The organism is Sulfitobacter litoralis, from assembly GCF_900103185.1.
GTDB lineage: Bacteria > Pseudomonadota > Alphaproteobacteria > Rhodobacterales > Rhodobacteraceae > Sulfitobacter > Sulfitobacter litoralis.
On sequence record NZ_FNJD01000058.1, the window covers coordinates 1 to 1,612 of the forward strand.

2 protein-coding genes and 1 pseudogene are annotated in these 1,612 nt (G+C 49.9%); 1 reads left to right on the forward strand and 2 read right to left on the reverse strand.

Features of this window, described 5'->3' with window-relative positions; translation table 11 throughout:
- Positions 1-71: 71 nt before the first annotated feature.
- Together BLQ98_RS18000 and BLQ98_RS18005 are read right to left on the reverse strand one after the other, a co-directional pair.
- Complete coding sequence (locus BLQ98_RS18000; RefSeq protein WP_093734549.1) at positions 72-491, reverse strand: hypothetical protein; 420 nt, start codon at positions 489-491, stop codon at positions 72-74.
- Positions 488-946, reverse strand: coding sequence for a hypothetical protein (locus tag BLQ98_RS18005; RefSeq protein ID WP_141135393.1), 459 nt, complete (start codon positions 944-946; stop codon positions 488-490). The genes BLQ98_RS18000 and BLQ98_RS18005 overlap by 4 nt, the downstream gene beginning before the upstream one ends.
- A 379-nt stretch (positions 947-1,325) precedes the next feature.
- Here BLQ98_RS18005 and BLQ98_RS18010 point away from each other — a divergent pair.
- A pseudogene (locus BLQ98_RS18010) lies at positions 1,326-1,520 on the forward strand (transposase); the annotation flags it as partial.
- Between the last annotated feature and the right edge of the window lie 92 nt (positions 1,521-1,612).

Sequence of the window (1,612 nt, forward strand, 5' to 3'; positions counted from 1 at the left end):
GTCCAGTGTCATCACAGCTATCGTCAATGGCCATAAACAGAAAGACATTGATCAGCTGCTACCGTGGAACTTCAAAGCCTGAAGCAACGCTTACGCTCGGCCTGGACCGTATCGATTACTTCGGTGACCGCCTCGTAGAGCCCAATAAGATGCCCGACAGCGACCGCCAAAGAATGTGTGCGCGTATCGAAATGGCGCTGATGATGCCCACCATGCACGTTGTGTTCATCCGCGATCCACGTCGTCTGAACATCTTTTTCGATTTCAACTCTCATGAAATCAATGAGTATCTCCAAATCATGGAGGAATGGCTCCGTGAGCAAAGCATCTGTGTTAAGGTGACGTTTGACTGTCTCAGCGATTGCTCGACGCAGTGGAGGAAGCGACGGAATGATAACATCATAAAGTTGGTCGCGGGTAATGCGGGCTTGCATCACGGCGTCTGCAGTCAACGCCAACAAAAATTCTCGGTGGGAAAGTTCTGCACTCATTGCAGTTCTCCCATCTTTTGAGCACCGGCATGATATTGGCAACCATGAACGCCGTTGACGTTAGTTGCACAGCTACCCTGCGGGGAAGCCTCGGAACAGATGCGCAATGCCTCGGCAAAGCCGTCAGCAAGCAAGCAAAGCTCCTCAATCACTGGGTCCGCGGGATCGATGGCTACGAAGTAGCCGGATTGCGCTTTGCCAGGATCATCAACGTGCTTCAGAAATAGGATGTCCCCCAAAGCGCTAAGAAGGCCGAATGTTCGACGGGACAACACCATCTCTTCGCTCAGAGCATCAGAAATCATTTCAACGAGGTGTGCTCCTTCGCTACCGGCCAGCAAGTATGCCGCATGGTGAAGTCCATTGTGATATTTCTCAACAAACCCATGAATGGGAAAATTTGAGTATTGATGTGGCGTTGTCGGCTTGAGAGCCCAAGGGGTGACAATGTTCATCTTAATCGTATCTCCAGCAGTGCAAGGAAGAATTCCCTGCTTCAAGCACTTGTTCGCTGCTGGCGGCGGGCTCATTCTGTCCGCGGTCTCTCAAAGAAGATCGCGGACAAAATGAACCGCAGCCTCTTTACTCCAGTGTTCTAATTACTCATAAAATCTGGGCACTTCGTCGCTTCGGAATAAATATTGCCGAACTTTGGTGACGTCGATGCAGAGAACCTTCGGGAGTAGCGTCAGGCCATCTAATAAATCTCACTGTCTTGCTGGATGCAACTTCGCAATAAGGTCTGCCATGTCTGACGTCAGCGCCTATGGGTCCAAATAGCGGTATTTGATAAGAGAGTGCTCTTGGCTCATCGTAACCACTGAGGAGTGGAAGATGAGACAGACAACTGGAACAGGTAAAAGCCCTGGCGAGAAGATCGTCAAAGATATCAAACGGGCCACCCGCAAGCATTATTCATCAGAAGAGAAGATCAGGATTGTGCTGGATGGCTTGCGTGGCGAGGACAGCATAGCTGAACTTTGCCGCCGTGAAGGAATATCTCAAGGCATCTACTACAAATGGTCCAAGGGTAATCCCCCCTAAAATTAGCGGTGTTCAAAAGTGGAATTTTCTCGGCAAGGTATCTGAGGAGATTTACGATGAAGAACGGACGATACAGC